Annotated in this window: 18 protein-coding genes and 1 riboswitch; of the genes, 7 read left to right on the forward strand and 11 right to left on the reverse strand. The window is 69.8% G+C overall.

Annotation, left to right across the window (positions count from 1 at the left end):
• Nucleotides 1-97: 97 nt before the first annotated feature.
• The 3 genes from trmB (at nucleotide 98) to ACX80J_RS03250 (ending at nucleotide 3,418) form a co-directional block, all read left to right on the forward strand.
• Complete coding sequence (gene trmB / locus ACX80J_RS03240; RefSeq protein WP_459345212.1) at nucleotides 98-976, forward strand: tRNA (guanosine(46)-N7)-methyltransferase TrmB; 879 nt, start codon at nucleotides 98-100, stop codon at nucleotides 974-976.
• Nucleotides 977-1,029: 53 nt separating this feature from the next.
• Nucleotides 1,030-2,259: an MFS transporter gene (locus ACX80J_RS03245; RefSeq protein WP_459346787.1), complete on the forward strand. Its 1,230-nt coding sequence runs from the start codon at nucleotides 1,030-1,032 to the stop codon at nucleotides 2,257-2,259.
• Nucleotides 2,260-2,374: 115 nt separating this feature from the next.
• Nucleotides 2,375-3,418, forward strand: coding sequence for a DUF695 domain-containing protein (locus ACX80J_RS03250; protein WP_459346788.1), 1,044 nt, complete (start codon nucleotides 2,375-2,377; stop codon nucleotides 3,416-3,418).
• A 74-nt stretch (nucleotides 3,419-3,492) separates the two neighbouring features.
• Here ACX80J_RS03250 and ACX80J_RS03255 read toward each other — a convergent pair whose 3' ends face one another.
• The gene (locus ACX80J_RS03255; protein WP_459345215.1) at nucleotides 3,493-4,176 is read right to left on the reverse strand and encodes an SDR family NAD(P)-dependent oxidoreductase; all 684 of its coding nucleotides are present in this window, start codon (nucleotides 4,174-4,176) and stop codon (nucleotides 3,493-3,495) included.
• A gap of 102 nt (nucleotides 4,177-4,278) precedes the next feature.
• Here ACX80J_RS03255 and ACX80J_RS03260 point away from each other — a divergent pair, with 102 nt between their 5' ends.
• Nucleotides 4,279-4,857 carry a DUF5655 domain-containing protein gene (locus tag ACX80J_RS03260; protein ID WP_459345216.1) on the forward strand — a complete coding sequence of 193 codons (579 nt, stop codon included), beginning with the start codon at nucleotides 4,279-4,281 and terminating at the stop codon, nucleotides 4,855-4,857.
• On the opposite strand, the gene ACX80J_RS03265 is transcribed toward ACX80J_RS03260, so the two are convergent.
• From ACX80J_RS03265 to ACX80J_RS03295, 7 genes are all read right to left on the reverse strand, one after another.
• Nucleotides 4,814-5,515: a PspA/IM30 family protein gene (locus ACX80J_RS03265; protein WP_459346789.1), complete on the reverse strand. Its 702-nt coding sequence runs from the start codon at nucleotides 5,513-5,515 to the stop codon at nucleotides 4,814-4,816. The two genes, ACX80J_RS03260 and ACX80J_RS03265, sit on opposite strands and share 44 nt — an antisense overlap.
• A 49-nt stretch (nucleotides 5,516-5,564) precedes the next feature.
• The gene (locus tag ACX80J_RS03270) at nucleotides 5,565-6,131 is read right to left on the reverse strand and encodes a hypothetical protein (protein ID WP_459345218.1); all 567 of its coding nucleotides are present in this window, start codon (nucleotides 6,129-6,131) and stop codon (nucleotides 5,565-5,567) included.
• Nucleotides 6,132-6,214: 83 nt separating this feature from the next.
• Nucleotides 6,215-6,643 (reverse strand): heat shock protein transcriptional repressor HspR, encoded by a 429-nt coding sequence (locus tag ACX80J_RS03275; protein ID WP_459345219.1) that lies wholly within the window; start codon nucleotides 6,641-6,643, stop codon nucleotides 6,215-6,217.
• A gap of 51 nt (nucleotides 6,644-6,694) precedes the next feature.
• Nucleotides 6,695-7,687: a DnaJ C-terminal domain-containing protein gene (locus ACX80J_RS03280; protein WP_459345220.1), complete on the reverse strand. Its 993-nt coding sequence runs from the start codon at nucleotides 7,685-7,687 to the stop codon at nucleotides 6,695-6,697.
• A 159-nt stretch (nucleotides 7,688-7,846) separates the two neighbouring features.
• Nucleotides 7,847-8,509, reverse strand: a complete 663-nt coding sequence (locus ACX80J_RS03285; protein WP_459346790.1) for a nucleotide exchange factor GrpE — start codon at nucleotides 8,507-8,509, stop codon at nucleotides 7,847-7,849.
• Nucleotides 8,510-8,511: 2 nt separating this feature from the next.
• Nucleotides 8,512-10,383 carry a molecular chaperone DnaK gene (dnaK, locus tag ACX80J_RS03290; protein ID WP_459345222.1) on the reverse strand — a complete coding sequence of 624 codons (1,872 nt, stop codon included), beginning with the start codon at nucleotides 10,381-10,383 and terminating at the stop codon, nucleotides 8,512-8,514.
• A gap of 139 nt (nucleotides 10,384-10,522) precedes the next feature.
• Complete coding sequence (locus ACX80J_RS03295) at nucleotides 10,523-11,836, reverse strand: DUF2252 domain-containing protein (RefSeq protein ID WP_459346791.1); 1,314 nt, start codon at nucleotides 11,834-11,836, stop codon at nucleotides 10,523-10,525.
• 129 nt (nucleotides 11,837-11,965) lie between these two features.
• Here ACX80J_RS03295 and ACX80J_RS03300 point away from each other — a divergent pair, with 129 nt between their 5' ends.
• Nucleotides 11,966-12,190 (forward strand): hypothetical protein, encoded by a 225-nt coding sequence (locus tag ACX80J_RS03300; RefSeq protein WP_459346792.1) that lies wholly within the window; start codon nucleotides 11,966-11,968, stop codon nucleotides 12,188-12,190.
• Here ACX80J_RS03300 and ACX80J_RS03305 read toward each other — a convergent pair whose 3' ends face one another.
• Nucleotides 12,191-13,144, reverse strand: coding sequence for a DMT family transporter (locus tag ACX80J_RS03305; RefSeq protein WP_459346793.1), 954 nt, complete (start codon nucleotides 13,142-13,144; stop codon nucleotides 12,191-12,193). It lies immediately after the preceding gene.
• A gap of 424 nt (nucleotides 13,145-13,568) precedes the next feature.
• Nucleotides 13,569-13,643, forward strand: a riboswitch (cyclic di-GMP riboswitch).
• 19 nt (nucleotides 13,644-13,662) lie between these two features.
• Here ACX80J_RS03305 and ACX80J_RS03310 point away from each other — a divergent pair.
• The gene (locus ACX80J_RS03310; RefSeq protein ID WP_459346794.1) at nucleotides 13,663-13,803 is read left to right on the forward strand and encodes a hypothetical protein; all 141 of its coding nucleotides are present in this window, start codon (nucleotides 13,663-13,665) and stop codon (nucleotides 13,801-13,803) included.
• Nucleotides 13,796-14,602 (forward strand): response regulator transcription factor, encoded by an 807-nt coding sequence (locus tag ACX80J_RS03315; protein WP_459346795.1) that lies wholly within the window; start codon nucleotides 13,796-13,798, stop codon nucleotides 14,600-14,602. Before ACX80J_RS03310 ends, ACX80J_RS03315 begins: the two co-directional genes overlap by 8 nt.
• Before the next feature lie 38 nt (nucleotides 14,603-14,640).
• Here the strand turns inward: ACX80J_RS03315 and ACX80J_RS03320 are convergent, their stop codons facing one another.
• Both ACX80J_RS03320 and ACX80J_RS03325 read right to left on the reverse strand, forming a co-directional pair.
• Complete coding sequence (locus ACX80J_RS03320; RefSeq protein WP_459346796.1) at nucleotides 14,641-15,096, reverse strand: hypothetical protein; 456 nt, start codon at nucleotides 15,094-15,096, stop codon at nucleotides 14,641-14,643.
• Nucleotides 15,097-15,216: 120 nt separating this feature from the next.
• Nucleotides 15,217-15,477, reverse strand: coding sequence for a DUF6221 family protein (locus ACX80J_RS03325; RefSeq protein ID WP_459346797.1), 261 nt, complete (start codon nucleotides 15,475-15,477; stop codon nucleotides 15,217-15,219).
• Nucleotides 15,478-15,523: the final 46 nt, after the last annotated feature.

Raw genomic sequence — 15,523 nt, forward strand, 5'->3', positions numbered from 1 at the left:
GCCGCGGTATTCGACGTCGGGCTGATCTGCTTCGCTGGCAGGCTCGCAGCGCAGCCTCTGCGCTGGCTCCCCCGCCCTGCCGGTAGCCTTGGGGGTGATGGAGCCACAAGCACAGACCCCCGACCAGCCGCACCGCACCCAGCCCGTTTCCTTCGTCCGGCGGGGTTCACGCCTCCAGGGCAGGCGCCGTGAGGCCTGGGACGAACTCGCGGAAGCCTTCCTGATCGACGTGCCGCGGGTGGAGAACGCCGACACCTCCGTGGCCCCCGGCTTCGTGCTCGACATCGAAGCGACGTTCGGGCGGTCCGCGCCCCTCGTCGTCGAGGTCGGTTCAGGGCTGGGCGAGGCCATCACGCATGCGGCCGAACTCGATCCGGACCGCGACTACCTCGCCCTGGAGGTCTACCGTCCGGGTCTCGCCCAGACCATGCTGCGCATCAGCCAGAAGGACCTGACCAACGTGCGGACCGCCCAGGTGAACGCCGCAGAGGCATTCGCAGGCATGATTCCCGCGTCGTCCGTCGCCGAGCTCTGGACGTTCTTCCCCGATCCGTGGCACAAGGCGCGCCACCACAAGCGCAGGCTCGTCAAGGACGACTACGTGGACCTCGCCGCGCGGGTCATCGAACCCGGCGGCATCTTCCGCCTCGCCACCGACTGGTCCAGCTACGCGGTGCAGATGCGTGCCGTCCTGGACGCGAGCGGGGAGTTCGAGAACCTGCACGACGGCGAGCGCTCGGGTGCCGACAGCCCCCTCACCCAGGTGTGGGAGAGCGGCGTGGAATCCGTGGTGGGGGGTGCCCCGGTGCGCGAGGGCCGTGACCCGGTGAGCACCGGCAACACGGGCGTCAACGAGGGCGTCGACGAACTCGGTGGGTGGGCGCCCCGCTTCGAGGGCCGCACCCTCACGAGTTTCGAGAACAAGGCGATCAAGGCCGGGCGGATGGTCTTCGACCTCACCTACCGCCGCCGCTGAGCGGGCGGCATGGGACGTCGGAGCCGCGCGGCGGCCGGCCCTGGGGAAAGCCCATGACGGACGCCCCCTGGCCGGGCCACCCCAAGGACTCGCCCGCCTACCGGCGGATCCTGCTCGCCCTGCTGTTCGCCGGGCTGGCGACCTTCGCCCAGCTGTATTCGCTGCAGGGAGTGCTGACCGGTCTCGCCGCCGAATTCGGGGTCTCGCCCGCGGAGGCCGCGCTCTCGGTCTCCGCGGCGACGCTGGGCCTGGCGCTCGCCGTGCTTCCGTGGTCCGCCGTCGCGGACCGTGCCGGGCGCAGGCGGACGATGACATGGGCCATCGGCGCCGCCGTCGTCCTCGGTCTCCTCGCCGCCCTGGCACCCACCTTCGGCCTGCTGATCACCCTCCGCTTCCTCGAGGGCGTGGCGCTCGGCGGCGTCCCCGCCACGGCGCTCGTGTACCTGCACGAGGAAGTGCAGAAGCTCCACGCCGCCGTGGCTGCGGGCACGTACATCGCCGGCACGACGCTCGGCGGACTCGCAGGACGCCTCGTGGCCGGGCCCGTCGGGGATGCGTTCGGATGGCGCGCGGGCGTGCTCGGCGTCAGCATCATGGCGGGAGGCGCCGCCGTCGCCTTCGTCCTGCTCGCACCCCGGCCGCGCGGTTTCCACCCCGTCGTCCGGGGGCAGGGCCCGTCACTCGTCCGACGTGTCGCCACCAATCTGCGCTCCCCCCGGCTCCTGGCCGTCTACGCGCAGGGGTTCCTCCTCATGGGCGGATTCGTCGCGGTCTACAACTACCTCGGGTTCCACCTCGAGGCACCGCCGTTCCTCCTGCCTGCGTCCCTGGTGAGCCTGCTGTTCCTCGCCTACCTCTCGGGCACGGTGACCTCGCGGGTGGCCGGAGGCCTGAGCGTCCGGTTCGGGCGCCTTCCCGTCCTCCTCGCGGCGGTTCCCGTGATCCTGGCCGGGCTCGTGATAACACTCGCGGGGTCCGTTCCCCTGGTGGTCCTCGGCCTCGTCATCTTCACGGGCGGCTTCTTCGCCGCCCATTCCGTCTCCTCCGGCTGGACACCCGTCCTCGCGAGCACTGGCCGCGCCCAGGCGTCCGGGCTCTACAACTTCGCGTACTACGCCGGGTCGAGCCTCTTCGGCTGGCTGGGCGGACTGTTCTTCGGCCAGTACGGCTGGCCGGGGGTCGCCGCGTTCACTGGCACGCTGGCCGTGGTGGCCGGCCTCCTCGCCGTCCTCGGGTTGCGCGGCGCGCCCGGCAGCACCCCTCCCGCCCACCGGACCGCCTGACGGCACTCCCCGCACACCCGCCGACGGTCGCCCATCCGGGCCCCGCCCGGGTAGATTCACTGGAGTCGGAGCGACCGGACGATCCGGGACGCGCGCACCAGGAGAACGCAGGACCATGGGTATTTTCAGGCGCCGGGCCGCCGCGAGCCGGCGCATCGGCCGGGGAATCGGCAGGGACCCCATTGCGGACTTCTGGCAGTGGTGGGCCGACGACGGCGAGGAGCTGCTGACCTCCGCGACGCGCGCCGGCGACTTCGACGCGTACGTCGATGTGATGACCACCCGGGTCAAGGCGATCGCCCGCGGCCTCGAATGGGAGACGCGGACGGGCACCGAGGCCGAGCACACCCTCTGCGTCTCCAGCGGCGGGAATCCTTCGCTGCGCCCTGTGGCGGAGCGCTGGTACCGGGCATCGCCCCCGGCGAGCAGGCGGTGGGAGTTCGTTCCCGCCCGCAGCGCCAAACCGGACATGCTCGAGTCCACCATCACCTACCGCGGCAGGACCTTCGACCTGCGCCGCACCCGGGTCCACACGTCGCTGACCCGGGCCGGGGACGGTCTGATCGTGTCCGTCCACAACCCCGGTTTCACGGGCCAGTGGGACGAAGAGCACGGCCTCTGCGTGCTGATGCTCGAATGGCTCCTGGGAGAGGACGACGTCGAACGCTGGGTCCGTCGCGTGGACTGTATCGTCCACGACGTCGTGGACAGCATTCCGGCGGCCGACCTGCCCGCCCGCGTGGCCGAGCTCGCCCGCACCGCACCCGAGCCGGGCTGGCTCCTGATGGAGGGGAAGCTGGGCTCCGGGCATCCCATCCTGGTGCGTGTGCTGCGGCCGCTGCGCTGGATCGACCATCCGGACTTCGACCTCCACACGGCCCTGCGCGTCGCGTTCGACGCCGATGAGCAGGGACTGCCCCGGCCTCCGGTTCTGGCGGAGCTGGACGAACTCGAGGGCGGGCTGGTGCGTGCCCTCGGACAACGCGGCATGCTCGTGGCCGCCGAGACCTCGAAGGGTGCCCGGACGTTCCACTTCTACTCCGATTCGGAGGACCAGAACGGGCGGGACGTCTTCGATGCCGCCGCTCGCGGCCGCCATTCCGTCACCGCCAGGCACACGCTGGATCCGGGCTGGCGGAAGGTGCAGGACTTCGCGTGATGGCGGGCGCCATGGCCGGCTGCATCCTTCGGCCGGTGCCGGCCGGAGTCCGAACGCGGGGTGTCCGCCGGGTGTCAGAATGCGGACGACGGCAGGTCCCGCTCGCCCTCCCGGATCGCGGTGACGATGCGCCCGGCGACTGCCACCGGGTCCTTGCCCTGCGGGAGCTTCGGGGCATCCCCGGCGATGGGCCTCGACGCCAGCCCGGTCTCGGTGTGCGGCGGACGGGCATCCAGCACACGGACGCCCTGCTTCCGCAGCTCCAGCGTCAGCGCTTTGCCGTAGGCACTGAGGCCGGCCTTGGTGGCCGAGTACGCCGCCATGCCCGCCGTCGGGCTCTCGGCGACGACGGCGCTGATCTGGGCCACGAACGAGTCCCTGCCCAGCTTCGGGGCGACGTCGCGCATGAGCCGCATGTAGCCGAGGAGGTTGACGAGCACGAGTTCGTCGAGGGTGTCGTCGTCCACCTCGACGGCGGGGCCGAAGGCGACGACCCCGGACGCGAAGACGACCCCGTCGAGCTCGCGTCCGTAGACGGCTGCGGCGATGTCCGCGGGACCGGTCAGCTTCCCCAGGTCGGCGGCAACGCGACCGACGACGGCGTCGCCGAGTTCATCCGCGAGTTGCGCGAGCTTCTCCTCGGACCGGCCGGAGAGCGTGAGCTGGGCGCCCTGGGCCGCCAACTGGCGTGACAGCTCCCCGCCGAGCACCCCGGTAGCGCCGACGACGAGGACGTGGGACCCGCTCAGCTCTGTCATCGCCCGAGTGTAGCAACGCCCTCCGGGCTTCTCCGCGCTTCGCAGCCACCGCTCATCGGTTGCGCCACCGGGCGGGAAGCGGGGCGCCGCTACAGTGGGGGCATGAGCGGAATGCGGAGCTGGCAGCCGATGGTGGACACGAATGCCGCGCGTCTCCTCCGCACGACGGGCCGGACGCCCGCGGAGTGGGCGACGGCGGCACGCGAGGCGGGGATCACCGGGCGCGACGAGCTGTCCCGCTGGCTGAAGGACCAGGGTGTCACCGGGTACAACCTGATGAGCGTGGACTGGGAGGTCTTCGGGCTCCCGGAGTTCTTCCTTCGAACCGCCGACGAACTCTACGACGGCCAGTACGCGGACCGGCCGCTCCTGAAACCCATCGCGGACCGGCTCCTCCTGTGGGCCGCCGAGACCCCCGGCACCGTCATCCAGATGCGCAAGACCTACGTGTCCCTGCAGACGTCGCGCCGGAAGTTCGCGCAGGTCACGCCCAGCACCAGGACCGCGGTGGACCTGTTCTTCCGCCTGGCGGTGCCGGATCTGCCAGGGCTCGAACCGGTCCGCACCAGTGATCCGTTCGCGTGGCGCATCCGGCTCCGCCGGGAGGAGGACGTCGACGACGCAGTCCTCCGGGCCCTCAGTGCTGCCCTGGAGGATAGCCTCGGGAGTTCCTCCGCTTGAGGTCCTCGAGCTCCTGCTGGGCGGCCGCCTCGGCTTCGAGCTCCTCGAAGGCCTGCTGGAGTCGCGGCGACGACGGGTCGGTCCACGACAGTTCCTCGCGTGCCTGGGCCTGCGCCTCGAAGCGCCGGACCTCGAGTTCGGCGCTGCGGCGCGCGGCGTCGATCGCCGCGGCCTCCCGCGACGAGGAGGCAAGCGCATCGTGGACGCCGATGGCCGCCTGTGCTGCCGCACGGCGGGCGCGCAGGGCGTCGTAGTCCATCGCGTTCTGCCTCACGCGCTCCTCCAGCCGCTGCACGTCGTCGTGGAGCCTGCGGGCCTGTTGCTCCGCTTCGCGCAGCTGGCCCGTGAGTGTCTCCAGGCGTCGCCGTGCGGTCATCGATTCACGGATCGCCGCGCGGGCGGCGTCGTCGTCACCGCGCTGCGCCGCGGCCGCAGCCGCCGCCTCGACCCGGTTGAGGTAGTCGGCAGCGTCATTGGCTGCCAGCCCTACGCGGTAGTGGTGGGCCGCGACGTCGGCCGCCCCGCGCCGCGCCTGGTCGAGCAGCCTGCGTTGCGCCAGCTGCGCGTCCTGCGCCTGGACGCTCGGATCCTGCTTGGACTCGGCCGCCGCGGAACGGTTGGCCTGCACGATGCGCGTGATACGGCGTCTGATCGACACGTCGGACCCCCCGGGGACTGGTTGGAAGAAGGCTACCTGGTGAAACCGATTACCAGGCCTGCCGGTTCCCGTAGCTGTCCCGCCAGGTGGTCATCGCGGAGATCTCCGTGCGCAGCCGATGCGTGGCCTGCTCGAGCTGGAGCGTGTCGATGGAGCGCGAGGTCTGGAGGAGGGAACGGCGCAGGTCGGCCGAGAGCTCATCGAGGGCATGTGCCTGTGCGGCGAGGTCCGCGGTCCATTCCTGCTTCAGCGCACGGTTGGGCTCGCGGTCCGCGGCCCGCAGGAGGTGGTCCAGCGATGCCGCTGCCTGGTCGATCTCCGCGGCGGCGCGCGGGAGGTCGCCGACGGGACGGCCCTGTGCCGTCGCCTCGGCCAGGGCCAGATGCGTCGCGCGGGAGGAGCGCTTGAGGTCACCGATGAGCCGCGCAGGCTCCCGGGTGAGTCGATCCGGTGCGTAGGCGCGTGCGGCGAGGAGACCCCGGTCCTTCGTGCGCTCGATGATCCTCGACCGCTTGACCTTCCGGACCACCAGCCAGCCGGCCACGCCCGTGCCCGCGCCCAGCGCGGTGAGTACGCCGGCACCGATCGCCAGGGCCTCGACGAAAACTTCAAACATGGGGCATCTCCGGGGTGGATTCCATCTGACCAGTCTGCCCGCGTCCCCTGACAAATTCCACCAGGGGCCGGCGTCGTGCTGACCTAGCGTGCCGTGCGGGCCGCGTCCGGTCGCCACACGACGAGCGCCTGGCTGCGCGGGCGCGGACGCTGGCCGCGGGCCAGCGTGACCACGTCGCCGGCGAGCCCGGCGGCGAAGATCCTGCTGGATTCGGCCTGGACCCGGCGCGCGGCCAGTTCGGAGGACAGCTCGGTGACGCGCGACTGCAGTGCTGACACCTGGTTCTCGAGTTCGAGGATGCGACGGATGCCCTCGAGCGACACCCCTTCCTGCGACAGCCTCTGGATCTCGCGCAGCGTGCTGACGTCCTTCGGGGAGTAGCGCCGGGCACGGCCCGGTGCCCGGCTGGGAGTCACCAGGCCCAGCCGGTCGTACTGCCGGAGCGTCTGCGGGTGCATGTCAGCGAGCTCGGCGGCCACGGAGATGACGTAGATGGGCACCGTGTGGTCCATTGCATGCCTCCTTCCGCTGCCGGTGCTCCCGGCGGTTGCTCAAATGTACTGTTACAGCCGAGCCTTCGCAGCGAGGCCGGCACGCGGATCGGCGTCCTTCGTCGCGTCCCGGAACGCCTCGACGGCGGCCTCGGCGTCCTTCGACAGATTCTGCGGGACGACGACGTCGACGGTCACCAGGAGGTCACCTGTCGCCTTCGCGGTCTTCACGCCTCGGCCCTTGAGCCGGAGGGTCCTTCCGGACGGTGTTCCGGCGGGGATCCTCATCTTTACCAGCTCACCGGTGAGGGTCGGCACGTCGATCTGCGCTCCGAGCGCCGCCTCGGGAAAGCTGACGGGCACGTGGACGCGGATGTTGTCGCCGTCGCGCGTGAAGAGCGGGTGGTCCTTCACGTGAACGGTGACCATGAGGTCACCCGGTCCGGCCTGGCCGGGTTGTCCCTTGCCCTTGACGCGCACCTTCTGCCCGTCCCGGATGCCGGCAGGGATACGCACGTCGATCTGCTCGCCCGAGGGCTCGCGGAGGCCGATCGTGGTCCCGTTGATGGACCCGCCGAACGAGATGGACGTGCTGGCGGTGCGGTCGGCGCCCTTCTGCGGACGCGTCGACTGGAAACCACCGGGGAAGCCGCTGCCGCCCATGCCCCCGCTGCCGAACAGGTCGGCGAATTCGGGAGGCAGGTTGCCGTTCGAGAAGCCGGTGCGCTGGCGCGTGCCCGTGGTCTGGCCGAACAGGTTCCCGAAGATGTCCTCGAATCCGGCACCGCCTGCACCGCCGCCCGCGCCGCCCGCGGAGAACCGTGCACCGCCGCCCATCGCGCGGATGGCGTCGTACTGCTGGCGCTGCTCGGCGTCCGACAGGACGGAATACGCCTCCGATACGTCCTTGAACGTCCGCTCGGAACCTGCATCACCCTGGTTCTGGTCGGGGTGATGCTTGCGGGCGAGCTTCCGGTAGGCCTTCTTGATATCGACGTCGGACGCATCTTTGGAGACACCGAGGATCTTGTAGAAATCCTTGTCGACCCAATCCTGACTAGCCAACTGGCGTCTCCTTTCGTAGTTCTTCCAATAGAGAGGTGAGTAAGCGGCGGGAGCCGGGACAGTCCCCGAGGAAGGCGGCTTCAATATTCCAAGGGCCGCCAGGCCCGCAGGAATTTCGTTGCCACCGTTCGGGGACCGTCCCGGCGCTCATGGTGCTGATTACTCCGGAACCGCCACGATGACCTGCGCGGCCCGGAGGACGCGCTCGCCCTTGCGGTAGCCCGCACGGAGGATCTGGCTGACGCTGTCGGCCTGGACGTCCGCACTCGGCTGCTGCATGAGCGCTTCGTGGATGTTCGGGTCGAACGCGACGCCGACCTCGTCGATGCGGGTGAGCTCGTACGCCTTGAGGACGTTCTCGAGCTTGCCCGCGATCGCCGCGAACGGGCCCTCGGCCAGGTCGCCGTGCTGGCGTGCGGCGTCGATGTCGTCGAGGACGGGCATCAGCGAGTTGATGACGCCGATGACCGCCTGGTCCCGGGCGACGTCGCGGTCACGCTCGACGCGCCGCCGGTAATTGACGTACTCGGCCTGCAGGCGGAGCAGATCGTTCCGGAGTTCCGCGATGACCTGCTCGGTAGGGTCGGTCTCGCTGTCGGCGCCGGCCTCATTCAGGATGGCCTCGGCCTGAGCCAGGGCGTCTCCCTCGGAGGCATCACCGGTGGGGGCGGCCGGCCCTCCGGCCGCGGATTCCTCCGCGGCCGGAGCACCGGTGTCGTTCTGCTGCCCACGGACTTCGCCCGTCTCGGGGTCGATCTTCCGGTCGTCGGGTGAGCTCACCGGCTCCGACTGGTGCTCTTCTTCATTTCCGTGGTGCGGCATGGCTACTTCTTCTCGCTGGCGTCTTCGTCAACCACCTCGGCGTCGACGATGTCCTCGTCGCTGCCTGCGGAGGCTGACTGGTCATCGGCTGGGGCGCCCCCGGCGGAGCCGGCGTCCTGCTGGGCGGAGGCGTAGATCGCTTCGCCGAGCTTCGACTGGGAAGCCTGCAGTTTCTCGAAGGCCGACTTCACCTCGTCGTCGTTGTCCTGCGACTCGAGCGCCTTCTTCAGTGCGTCGACGTCGGCCTGCACATCGGTCCGGACGTCCTCGGGAAGCTTGTCCGAGTTGTCCGCGATCAGCTTGTCCACGGAGTAGGCGAGCTGCTCGGCGCCGTTGCGGGTGTCAGCGGCCTCGCGGCGCTTCTTGTCCTCGGCTGCGTGCTCCTCGGCCTCGCGCACCATGCGGTCGATGTCCTCCTTGGAGAGGGACGAGCCACCGGTGATGGTCATCGACTGCTCGGTACCCGTGCCCTTGTCCTTGGCAGACACGTGCACGATGCCGTTGGCGTCGATGTCGAAGGTGACCTCGACCTGCGGGACGCCGCGGGGGGCCGGTGCGATACCGGTCAGCTCGAAGGTGCCCAGCGGCTTGTTGTCCCGGGTGAACTCGCGCTCGCCCTGGAAGACCTGGATCGCCACGGACGGCTGGTTGTCGTCCGCCGTGGTGAAGGTCTCGCTGCGCTTGGTGGGGATGGCCGTGTTGCGCTCGATGAGCTTGGTCATCATGCCGCCCTTGGTCTCGATGCCGAGGGACAGCGGGGTGACGTCGATCAGGAGGACGTCCTTGCGCTCGCCCTTCAGGACACCGGCCTGCAGAGCGGCGCCGACGGCGACGACCTCATCGGGGTTGACGCCCTTGTTGGGCTCCTTGCCGCCTGCGAGTTCCCTCACGAGTTCGACGACGGCGGGCATGCGGGTGGAGCCACCGACGAGGACGATGTGGTCGATGTCGGCCACCTTGATGCCGGCCTCGGCGATGACGTCGTGGAACGGCTTCTTGGTGCGGTCCAGCAGGTCCTTGGTGAGGTCCTGGAACTTCGCGCGGGACAGGTGCTCGTCGAGGTGAACGGGACCGTCCGCCGTGACGGAGAGGTACTGCAGCGAGATGTTGGTGGACGTCGCCGAGGACAGTTCCTTCTTGGCCTGCTCGGCGGCTTCCTTCAGGCGCTGGAGGGCGATCTTGTCCTTGGACAGGTCGGCACCCTTGGCCTTGGCCTGCGAGAGCAGGTAGTCGACGACGCGCTGGTCCCAGTCGTCGCCGCCGAGGCGGTTGTCACCGGCGGTCGAGCGGACCTGGATGGTGGAGAAGGCGTCCTCGTCCTTGCCGACTTCGAGGAGCGAGACGTCGAACGTTCCGCCGCCGAGGTCGAACACGAGGATCAGCTCGTCTTCCTTGCCCTTGTCGAGGCCGTAGGCGAGAGCTGCCGCGGTGGGCTCGTTGACGATGCGCAGGACCTTCAGGCCCGCGACCTCACCGGCCTCCTTGGTGGCCTGGCGCTCGGCGTCGTTGAAGTACGCGGGGACGGTGATCACGGCGTCGGTGACCTTCTCGCCGAGGTAGCTCTCGGCGTCCGTCTTGAGCTTCTGGAGGATACGCGCGGAGATCTCCTGCGGCGTGTACTTCTTGTCGTCGATGGCGACGCTCCAGTCGGTGCCCATGTGGCGCTTGACCGACGAGATGGTGCGGTCGATGTTGTTGACGGCCTGGCGCTTGGCGATCTCGCCGACCAGGACCTCGCCGGACTTGGAGAAAGCGACGATCGACGGCGTGGTGCGTGCGCCCTCGGCGTTCGCGATGACGGTGGGTTCGCCACCTTCGAGAACCGAGACGACCGAGTTGGTGGTTCCGAGGTCAATACCTACTGCACGTGACATGCAATTTCCTTTCGACTGCCCGGGATTTGCGAGGCGCTCATCCGCCGGGCGCGTAGATTGAGCGTTCTGCACTCAAGTATAGGCGCGGGGCGTCGCAGGTCAAAATGAAGTTGAGTCCGACAGACTCAACTTCTTCTGTTCACGCTGCCGGCACCGCGGTGATGAGCCCCTCGCGGAAGGCGTCGACGAAGAGGGCGTGGTCCTGCCGCACGGTGTCGGCATAGGTCTCGCCGAAGTCGGTGATGTCCTCGATGAACTCGTCCCGCGAGGGGTCGACGGCGGCCAGGATGGCCGTCTCGGTGCGGAACGGCACCAGGTCGTGGTCGCTGTCCTCGTCCGTCGAGCAGTGGATCTTCGCCGTCGCCTTCCCGAGGGCCTCGAGGACGGGCTTCATCTGCTCGGGCTCGATGAGGTCGTCCCAGGACAGGTCCCGCTTGTACGGCGAGAGCTCGGAGACCACGAACGAGACGCCCCCGATGCTCGTGTAGCCGAGGAACGGATCGGTGTGCGGCTGCAGCGACCGCTGGCTGATGACGGCGCGGTGTCCGTCGTCCGTGAAGTAGCTGCGGACCCGCTCGTCCTGGACGATGCGGCTCGGCGCGGCGACGGTCGACTGCTTCATCGTCAGGATGATGTCGTTCTCCTGCGCCTCGTCGAACCCCTCGATGAGGACGCTGTAGGTCGGCAGCCCGGCGCTGCCGATCCCGAAGCCCTTCTTGCCGACGATGCCCTTGACCCGGTAGAACACGCGACGGCGCGATCGCCCGCTGTCGGGGATGGTGTCGAGGTAGCGCTCGAACGCGTCCGCCACCTCGGCGTGCTCCTCGTCGTCGAGGATCCGAATTGATCCGTCGTCACGGAACTGGCGCTCGTAGCCCTCGATCGAGGTCAGCGAGTCGAGCAGGCCTGTCCGCCGCGCCGCTCGGGCCTCCTGCAACACCGTGTGGATGGTGCCCTCGGTGTTGTCCAGCCGAAAGGCGAAGGCCGACTGCTCGTCCTCCACATAGTCCTCGACGGCGCCGAGGTAGGCCTCGAGGTAGGTGTGCGCCAGATCGCGCACCGTCCGGGACGGCAGGGCCTTCTGCCAGCACAGCAGGGTCAGCGAGGCGACGAAACGGCGCAGGTCCCAGGAGAAGTGGCCCACGTAGGCCTCGTCGAAGTCGTTGACGTCGAACGTCAGCCGTCCCTCATTGCTCATGTAGGTGCCGAAGTTCTCGGCGTGCAGGTCGCCGTGGATCCAGACCCGCCCCGTGCGCTCGTCCGCCCACCGGTCGTCGAGTTCCCCCATGTCGGTGTAGAACAGCGACGCACTGCCGCGGTAGAAGGCGTAGGGGTCCGCCGCCATCTTGCGGAAACGTGCGCGGAAGGCGAGCGGATCCGCGCCCATCAGGTCCTGGTGGGCCTCGACGAGGGTGCTGACGATGTGCTGCTGACGCGGGTCTGTGGCGGTCATCCGCCCACGGTACGCGCCGCCGCAGAACCGGCATACCCCTGCGTCCTGATCTGCGCCCCTGTCTGCGGCGGCCACCTGTGGCCGGCCCGGCGGTGCACACTCGGACAGGACCGATGGCATACTTCCGGCATGGACCTTGAACAGTGGTGGACGGCCGTGACGCCCCGGACGCGGGACTGGCTCATCGAGAACAACGGGAGTGCCCTGACGCCGGAGGTGGCCGCCGACATCAGCCGTGCCGGCGGCCTGATCGCGTCCGACTCGTGGTGGATGGGCGAGCGCGGACCCGACGGCCTCTTCCTCTCCGACGCGGCGATCGACTGGATCGAGGAACGGGCGAACGGCGAGCAGTAGTCAGGTGGACGCGCCAAGGGACGGTTGCCGGCTCTCCTGCCGTTGCTGATCCGGCTGCCGGACCGCGGCATTGGTCGGGGCGACGGCGAGGATCAGCAGTGCTCCGCCGATGACGCCCAGGCCGATCCATCCTGCGGCGGCGAGCCGTTCACCGACGATGACGACGGCGAGGATCGCCGCGATCGCCGGTTCCGTGAGGGTCATGGTGGTGGCGGTACTCGCGGAGATACGGGTGAGGCCGAACCCGAACAGCAGGTAGCCGAGGAACATCGGCACCAGGGCCATGTAGATGGCGACCAGGAACGCCTCCGTGGTGGCGACGAGCGGGGCGCCGGTGACGAGGAGGACCGGCATCAGCAGGAGCCCTCCCCCGCCGAAGACGGCCCCCATCGAGGCGGCCCGGCTGATTCCGCGGGTCATGAGGCGATGGACCGCCCACGAGTAGGTGGCGTAGGTGCCTCCCGCTATCAGGCCCAGTCCCGTGCCGATGACGGTCCCGGCGGCGTCCCCGGCCGGCCCCTGCATCTTCGACAGGCACAGCAGCGCGCTGCCCAGGACACCGAGCCCCGCGGCCAGCATCCACCACCGGCTCAGCGGGTGGCGGTCGATGAGCCGCTCGAGGACTCCGGAGGCCAGTGGCGCGGAGGCCAGGGACACCACCGAGCCGACGGCGACTCCGGCGTGGTGCATGGAGCTGTAGAACGCGAGGGGATAGATCCCCACCGCCACCGCGCCCAGGAGCACTGTCGGCAGGTTCGCCCGCAGCGCCGGGAGGGCAGCCCTCAGCGCCGGGAGGGCGATGAGGGCCTGCAGCAGGCCGCCGATGCCCAGGGCGGCGGCTCCGATCGCCAGGGGGCCGGCGCCCGGGGCGAAGGTCGCGGCAGTTCCCGTCGTCCCCCAGAGCAGGGACGTGGCACCGACGGCACCGATGCCGACGAGCCGGTTCCGGTTCACTGGGAACCGGCGAGTCCGCGGGCAATGGTCCTGGCACGCCCGAGCCGGTCCGGCCGGCATTCGAGGCCCGCCCGGCTCATCGCCCCCTCCAGCAGGAACGTGCATCGAGGTACGCCGTCGACGGAGAACAAGCTCGACGCCGCACCCGGCAACCGCTCCCGCGCCGATCCCGTAGTCCCCTGCATTCGATCCCTTCCGGCCTGGGTAGACCAGTCTACCCAGGCCGCTGGCGGAAGGAGGGGGGAGGTCGGCATACCCCAGTTCTCCGGAGCGGCCCTATGGCTGCCGTGTGCCGCTCGTGTGAGGGGCTGTGAGCAGTCCGCGGTGCCCCGGAGGACGAGCATCATTGCGGGTGCCGTGGCACCACGGGCAAGGGGTAGACGTGCTCCCGGAGGTTGCTAAAATCATCGGGCGGGCAGCCGCTCGTCGATAAAGGCAAACCCGGTGTGAGCCGGGGACGCAAAGCCACGGGACCCACGAGGTCAGCCGGGCCGCCGAAGAGAACAGGTCCAGAGAATATGCCTCGGACACGCGAATCCATCAGCGTCGCCTCCACCATGGCCGCAGCAGCCGGCTCCCGTGCCCTCGCACAGGCATCGCCGGCCGATCCACCGGGCGCGGCGCTCCAGCACCATCGGGAAGCATCAGGCCATGAGTAGCTCGAGCGATCGCCGTGCCGCCGTCGTCATCGAGGACGATCTCGACATCCGCAACCTCGTCTCCGCCGTCCTCGAGCAGGGTGGCTTCCAGGTCACCGGCGCGACCACGGGGCGCGAGGGCGTGGACGTGGTCCGCCAGGAACACCCCGTCGTGGTGACGCTGGACATCGGGCTGCCCGACATCGACGGGTACGAGGTCCTGCGGCGGATCCGCTCCACCAGCGACTGCTACGTGGTGGTCCTGAGCGGACGCACGGACGAGACGGACATCCTCACGGCCCTCCAGGCGGGCGCCGACGACTACATCCTGAAGCCGTTCCGGCCCCGCGAACTGAGGGCGCGCATCGACGCGATGCTCCGCAGGCCGCGTATCGCCCAGCACGCACACTCGACGCCTGCGCCGCCGGCTCCCGTCGCCGCCGCCCCCTCCGCCGAGGCCGGAGCCGGGACGTCGTCGGACCGTCTCCTGCGGAACGGCGGCCTGGTGGTCGACGGCGAGGCCCGCACCGCGACCTGTTCGGGCATCGAGCTGCCGCTCACGAAGACGGAGTTCAACCTGCTGCACGAACTGATGCGCAGCAACGGTGCCGTGCGGACCAAGGAGGACCTGGTGCGCGTCTCCCGTGGCCGGGACTACCGCGGGTACAACTTCGTGAGTCGGACCGACGAACGGGCCATCGAGGTGCACATCGCCAACCTCCGCCAGAAGCTGGCCCGCGCCGACGGGAACCCGGAGCTCATCATCACGGTCCGCGGTGTCGGGTTCCGGATCCTGCCCGGGCAGGCCCGGTCGCGTTAGCGCCCCACCGTCGGACGAGGTGTCGGGTCGGGCGTCGGTCAGGGACGTCCCGGATAGATCTCCTGCAGTTCGCGGATGGTGTCGTCGGCGCATGCCCGGAGGAGTGCCACCGACCGCTGCGCGGCCTCGAGGTCGTCGGCCACGATGAGCCGCTGCGTCGCGATCGCGGCATGGGTAAGGCGGGTGGCGCCCACCATCGCCGCCGACGTCGTGAGGCTCAGGACGGCATCCTCGGCGCGTGGTGCATCGCCTTCGCCGACACGGAGGTCCAGCCGATCGAGCTTCCCCACCAGGGTCTGCGCGAAGTCCCGGGCGAACCGCTCGACGACGGATGTGCCCGGGAAGTCCCGTTCCATGTCCCGGAGGACGGCAGGATCGAGGAGCGGTGCGGCCTTCCCGGGCGCGTTCGGAGCCGGGACGGCGTCGTTGCGCGGGGGTACCGTCCCGCCGTCCTGGCGCTGGCCAGGACGTGGCGGAGTCGGATGGGTGGGCACACTCCCAAGGGTAGCGACGGTCCGTACCCGTGGTGCTGCATCCACGGGTTCTTGCGCAAAGCTTGCGGAAGGACGGCGGCAGGTGCGGGGCCGCGCCTGCCGCAGCCGACCCGATTGCTGCTACGCCGTCCACTCCGCCCGGTAGTCGCTGTGTCCGGCCCAGGGAAGGGCCAGCAGCCGGAGGACGTGGGTACCCTGCGACTCGTCCAGGGAGGCCGTCGCGTACCGGACCAGCCTGCGCTTAGCCCGGCACTCCGCCAGGACACGCTCCGGGTCGTACCAGCCCCGCGCTCCCCAGACTTCTTCGGGAAGAGTGCCTACGCGGGCGGCCTTCTCGTCCTCGGTGAGGCGGGCATCGACGAAGGCGGCGAGTTCAGTCATACTCCGAGCCTAGCGAGCGTCCGCCCGTTCGGCTGACGTCGTCGGC

It is taken from the genome of Arthrobacter rhamnosi, from assembly GCF_054510975.1.

Bases quoted from the DNA above. Each gene is read 5' to 3' on its own strand.
- ACX80J_RS03245 (WP_459346787.1), top strand. From the start codon at position 1,030: ATGACGGACGCCCCCTGGCCGGGCCACCCCAAGGACTCGCCCGCCTAC.
- ACX80J_RS03260 (WP_459345216.1), top strand. From the start codon at position 4,279: ATGAGCGGAATGCGGAGCTGGCAGCCGATGGTGGACACGAATGCCGCG.
- dnaK (WP_459345222.1), bottom strand. From the start codon at position 10,383: ATGTCACGTGCAGTAGGTATTGACCTCGGAACCACCAACTCGGTCGTC.
- ACX80J_RS03275 (WP_459345219.1), bottom strand. From the start codon at position 6,643: ATGGACCACACGGTGCCCATCTACGTCATCTCCGTGGCCGCCGAGCTC.
- ACX80J_RS03325 (WP_459346797.1), bottom strand. From the start codon at position 15,477: ATGACTGAACTCGCCGCCTTCGTCGATGCCCGCCTCACCGAGGACGAG.
- trmB (WP_459345212.1), top strand. From the start codon at position 98: ATGGAGCCACAAGCACAGACCCCCGACCAGCCGCACCGCACCCAGCCC.
- ACX80J_RS03295 (WP_459346791.1), bottom strand. From the start codon at position 11,836: ATGACCGCCACAGACCCGCGTCAGCAGCACATCGTCAGCACCCTCGTC.
- ACX80J_RS03270 (WP_459345218.1), bottom strand. From the start codon at position 6,131: ATGTTTGAAGTTTTCGTCGAGGCCCTGGCGATCGGTGCCGGCGTACTC.
- ACX80J_RS03315 (WP_459346795.1), top strand. From the start codon at position 13,796: ATGAGTAGCTCGAGCGATCGCCGTGCCGCCGTCGTCATCGAGGACGAT.
- ACX80J_RS03300 (WP_459346792.1), top strand. From the start codon at position 11,966: ATGGACCTTGAACAGTGGTGGACGGCCGTGACGCCCCGGACGCGGGAC.
- ACX80J_RS03285 (WP_459346790.1), bottom strand. From the start codon at position 8,509: ATGCCGCACCACGGAAATGAAGAAGAGCACCAGTCGGAGCCGGTGAGC.
- ACX80J_RS03255 (WP_459345215.1), bottom strand. From the start codon at position 4,176: ATGACAGAGCTGAGCGGGTCCCACGTCCTCGTCGTCGGCGCTACCGGG.
- ACX80J_RS03310 (WP_459346794.1), top strand. From the start codon at position 13,663: ATGCCTCGGACACGCGAATCCATCAGCGTCGCCTCCACCATGGCCGCA.
- ACX80J_RS03250 (WP_459346788.1), top strand. From the start codon at position 2,375: ATGGGTATTTTCAGGCGCCGGGCCGCCGCGAGCCGGCGCATCGGCCGG.